The sequence below is a fragment of the Azospirillum isscasi genome (assembly GCF_030849505.1).
Taxonomy (GTDB): domain Bacteria; phylum Pseudomonadota; class Alphaproteobacteria; order Azospirillales; family Azospirillaceae; genus Azospirillum; species Azospirillum isscasi.
In genome coordinates this window covers 1-4,680 of record NZ_JAUJFI010000262.1, presented here as the reverse complement: position 1 = coordinate 4,680, position 4,680 = coordinate 1, and the positions used below count along the sequence as shown (strand labels likewise).

Sequence of the window (4,680 nt, the reverse complement as noted above, 5' to 3'; positions counted from 1 at the left end):
GCTGCTCGGCGAGCACACCGACGAAATCCTGCGCGAGGTGCTCGGCTTCGACGAGCGGCGCATTTCCGAAGTCCGCGACACCGGGGCGCTCGGCGCCGCGCGGAGACCGCTCCCCGCCGGATGAGGCCGCTGCCTCCGGCGTTTTTCCGAACCCTTCCAGACGTGAACCGAAAAATTTGCACAGGAGGAAAGGCCATGTCCGCCGCCATCCATCCGCTCCCCGCCGAGCGTCCAACGGACGTCGTCCGCCGCCTTCTCGACACCGCGAAGGCCGAGGGCCGCACCGCGCTGACCGCGCCGGAAGCCAAGGAACTCTGCGATCTCTACGACATCCCGGTGCCCAAGGAAGGCGTGGCGACGAGCGCCGAGGACGCCGTCGCCCTCGCCGAGGGCATGGGATTCCCGGTCGTTCTGAAAATCGTGTCGCCGCAGATTCTGCACAAGACCGAGGCCGGCGGCGTTCTGGTCGGCCTTCAGGACGCCGGCGCCGTCCGCCAGGGCTTCAGAACCATCATGGAAAACGCCCGCGCCTACGACGCCGGGGCGGAGCTGGCCGGCGTGCAGGTCCAGCAGATGCTGCAAGGCGGCGTGGAGGTCATCGTCGGCTCCATCACCGACCCGAGCTTCGGCAAGCTGGTGGCCTTCGGTCTCGGCGGCGTTCTGGTCGAGGTGCTGAAGGACATCACCTTCCGCCTCGCCCCGGTCACCCGTGAGGAAGCCCTGTCGATGCTCGACGGCATCCAGGCCGCGGAAATGCTGAAGGGCGTGCGCGGCGGCAAGGCGGTCGACCGCGAGGCGCTCGCCGACGTGATCGTCAAGGTTTCGCGCCTCGTCGACGCGGTGCCGGAGATCGCCGAACTCGATCTCAACCCGGTCTTCGCACGCGAGAACGGCGCCATCGCCGCCGACGTGCGCGTGGTCCTGGATTTCGCGCCCAAGGCGCCGCGCTACCGCCCGTCGCAGGAGCAGATCGTCCGGCAGATGAACCGGATCATGAAGCCCGAGGCGGTGGCCGTCATCGGCGCCTCGGCGGAGGACGGGAAGATCGGCAATTCCGTGATGAGGAACCTCATCGACGGCGGCTACCAGGGCCGGATCTACCCGATCCACCCGAAGGCCGGCGACATCCTGGGTCACAAGGCCTACAAGAGCGTCAAGGACGTGCCGGGCGGCATCGACGTGGCGGTCTTCGCCATTCCGGCCAAATTCGTCGCCCAGGCGTTGACCGAGGTCGGCGAGAAGAAGATCCCCGGTGCCGTGCTGATCCCGTCCGGCTTCGCCGAGACCGGCAACGTCGAAGGGCAGGAGGAGATTGTCGCCATCGCGCGCCAGCATGACGTGCGGCTGATGGGGCCGAACATCTACGGCTTCTACTACACGCCGAAGAATCTGTGCGCGACCTTCTGCACGCCGTACGACGTGAAGGGCAAGGCGGCGCTGTCGTCGCAGTCCGGCGGCATCGGCATGGCGATCATCGGCTTCAGCCGCTCCGCCAGGATGGGCGTGTCGGCGATCGTCGGGCTCGGCAACAAGTCGGACATCGACGAGGACGATCTGCTGTACTTCTTCGAGCAGGACGACAACACCCAGGTCGTCGCCATGCACTGCGAGGATCTGAAGGACGGCCGCTCCTTCGCGGAGGCCGCCCGGCAGGTTTCGAAGAAGAAGCCGGTGGTCGTGCTGAAGGCCGGGCGCACGTCGCTGGGCGCGCGGGCGGCCAGTTCCCACACGGGCGCGCTCGCCGGCAACGACAAGGTTTACGAGGACGTGCTGCGGCAGTCGGGCGTGGTGCGGGCGCGCAGCCTGCAGGATCTGCTGCAGTTCGCCCGCGGCATCCCGGTGCTGCCGACGCCGAAGGGCGAGAACGTCGTCATCATCACCGGTGCCGGCGGATCGGGCGTGCTGCTGTCGGACGCCTGCGTGGACAACGGCCTGTCGCTGATGACGATGCCGCCGGACCTCGACGCCGCCTTCCGCAAGTTCATCCCGCCCTTCGGCGCCGCCGGCAACCCGGTGGACATCACGGGCGGCGAGCCGCCGGCGACCTACAAGAACACAATCCGGCTGGGCCTGGAAGATGACCGCATCCACGCGCTGATCCTGGGCTATTGGCACACGATCATCACGCCGCCGATGGTGTTCGCCAGGCTCGTCGTCGAGGTGAAGGAGGAGATGAAGGCGAAGGGCATCGAGAAGCCCATCGTCGCCTCGCTGGCCGGCGACGTGCAGGTGGAGGAGGCGGCAAGCCATCTGTACGACCATGGCGTCGTGGCCTACCCCTACACGACCGAGACGCCGGTCGCGGTGCTGGGCGCCAAATACCGATGGGCCCGCGCGGCCGGGCTGGTTTAGCGCGGGGCCGGCGGCGGGTTTGCCGCCCGGTGATGGAAACCGCATGGCGTGGTGCCGCCGCGCGAGGATTCTCGCCGGCGGCACCACGCCGTTCTCCATGCTCCGATCCTTACAATTAGGACAAAAATGAGATAAATAGAAATGCAGTGTTTGAATCGGAAAATCTTCAAATTCTTGATGGCGGTCAAGTAACGGAGGGGCTCGGCCTGGGATGCTTTCTTCAGGAGCAACGCACTTGCCGGATCGCATCATGAAGACCAGGACCTTCCTCACCACCGTCAGCGCCGCCGCCCTCATCGCCCTGTCGGGCGTTGGTTCGGGGATCGGCAGCGCATCGGCCACCACGCTGTATGCCGAGCCGAAGGTCAAGGAGCCGGCGGTCGACATCGTCCAGGACCCCGCGGCGGTCCCCGCGCCGGAGGCGGCGGGCAAGCGCGCGCCCAAGACCCACAACGTCGTGCTGACCACGACCGAGGTCGAAGCCAGGCTGGACGACGGCACGACCTACACCTACTGGACGTTCAACAACAAGGTCCCCGGCCCGATGGTCCGCGTCCGCGTCGGCGACACGGTGAACGTGTCCATGACGAACGCGCCCGGGTCGATCATGAACCATTCCGTGGATTTCCACGCGGCCACCGGCTTCCTCGGCGGCGGACAGATCACCCAGGCGGAGCCGGGCCAGACCAAGGAGTTCTCCTTCAAGGCGATGGCGCCGGGCGTCTACGTCTATCACTGCGCCACGCCGATGGTCGCCCAGCACATCGCCAAAGGCATGTTCGGCCTGATCGTGGTGGAACCGGAAGGCGGCCTGCCGAAGGTCGACAAGGAATTCTACGTGATGCAGCAGGAGATCTACGCCACCAAGGCGAAGAACCTGCCGGCGGCGGAGGACGACTATGACGGCTTGGTGAACGAGAAGCCCGGCTATCTGGTGTTCAACGGCGCCGTGGGTGGGCTGGTGAAGGACAAGCCGCTGAAGGCCAGCGTGGGCGAAACCGTGCGCATCTGGTTCGGCGTCGGCGGCCCGAACTTCACCTCGTCCTTCCATGTCATCGGCGAGATCTTCGACCGCGTCCACAATCTCGGTGACCTGGAGACCACGCCGCTGAAGAACGTGCAGACGGTCACTGTGGCGCCGGGCGGGGCGACGATGGTGGAGTTCAAGGTCGATTACCCGGGCAAATACGCGCTGGTCGATCACGCCTTGAGCCGCGCCACCAAGGGCCTGATCGGCATTCTGGAAGTCGATGGCAAGGCGGACGACAGCATCATCCTCGACAAGAGCGGCGACTCCCGCAAGCAGCTCGGCGAGATGAAGCATTGATCCCACCATAACGGCATGCGGACGGGGAAGGCGGGCGAAAGCCCGCCTTCTTCCGTTTTTCGCGGCGGCAGGGCGCACCGCACACACACCACCCGACATCACGACGACCGGCGCCGGCCACCCCCTCACCTCCCCCGGCAAAGATATTTTTTCCGGTCGATGTATAGATTGCGAATGATTCGCATTCGTGGTTTAGGAGTGGGCCGCAAGGTTCTGGGAACGGGTGTCGCCCACGTCATGGCTGAAAGAGACCGGTCTTCCCTGCTGGGGCTGCTGCTCGACCACTACGAAGAGATGACCGGCCATCTGGCCCGGCGCCTGGGGTCGCTGTGCCTGGCCGAGGACGTCGTGCAGGACACCTATCTGCGGCTGCGCAGCCTGACCGCCCTGCCGGAAATCGACAACCCCCGCTCCTACCTGTACCGCATGGCCGACAACATCGCGCTCGACCGGATGCGCGCGGAAACCCGCCGGGGACGGCGCTTCGCCCCGGCGGAACTGGGGCTCGACCACCCGCTGGACGAACCGGACGCCGAGTCCACCCTGGAGCACAAGCAGCGGCTGGAACGGCTGAGCCAGGCGCTGGCCGAACTGCCGCCGCGCTGCCGCGAGGTGTTTCTGCTTCACAAATTCGACGGGCTGAGCCATGCCGACATCGCCGCGCGCCTCGGCATCTCGCGCAGCATGGTGGAGAAGCATGTCATGAAAGCCCTGGCTCATTGCCGCGACCGGCTGGCGCACTGATGGACCGGAACCGCGACCAACCGGACTTACCGGAGACCCCGCGCGACGCGGCCCTGGCGTGGTTCGTGCGCATGGAATCCGGCGATGCCGACGCGGCGGACCGCCGGGCCTTTTCCGCCTGGCTGGCGCAGGACCCGGCCCACCGGCGCGAATACGACCGGCTCGCCGGCCTGTGGGGCGACCTGGACCGGGTGGCCGACCCCCGCAGGTTCCACGCTCCGGCCCCGGCGCCGCCGCGGCGCCCCTTCCTGGCGTTC

General features: G+C 66.9%; 4 protein-coding genes. All 4 read left to right on the top strand.

The genetic code is table 11. The features are described 5' to 3' along the window. Nucleotides 1-195: 195 nt before the first annotated feature. Nucleotides 196-2,352 carry an acetate--CoA ligase family protein gene (locus tag QSG27_RS27740; protein WP_306711933.1) on the top strand — a complete coding sequence of 719 codons (2,157 nt, stop codon included), beginning with the start codon at nucleotides 196-198 and terminating at the stop codon, nucleotides 2,350-2,352. A 250-nt stretch (nucleotides 2,353-2,602) separates the two neighbouring features. After that, on the top strand, nucleotides 2,603-3,679 hold the full coding sequence (nirK, locus tag QSG27_RS27735) for a copper-containing nitrite reductase (protein ID WP_306711931.1): 1,077 nt from the start codon (nucleotides 2,603-2,605) through the stop codon (nucleotides 3,677-3,679). 237 nt (nucleotides 3,680-3,916) lie between these two features. Continuing rightward, nucleotides 3,917-4,423: a sigma-70 family RNA polymerase sigma factor gene (locus QSG27_RS27730; protein WP_306711929.1), complete on the top strand. Its 507-nt coding sequence runs from the start codon at nucleotides 3,917-3,919 to the stop codon at nucleotides 4,421-4,423. After that, on the top strand, nucleotides 4,423-4,680 hold a 258-nt coding region (locus tag QSG27_RS27725; protein WP_306711927.1), incomplete at its 3' end, for a FecR/PupR family sigma factor regulator. The genes QSG27_RS27730 and QSG27_RS27725, both read left to right, overlap by 1 nt.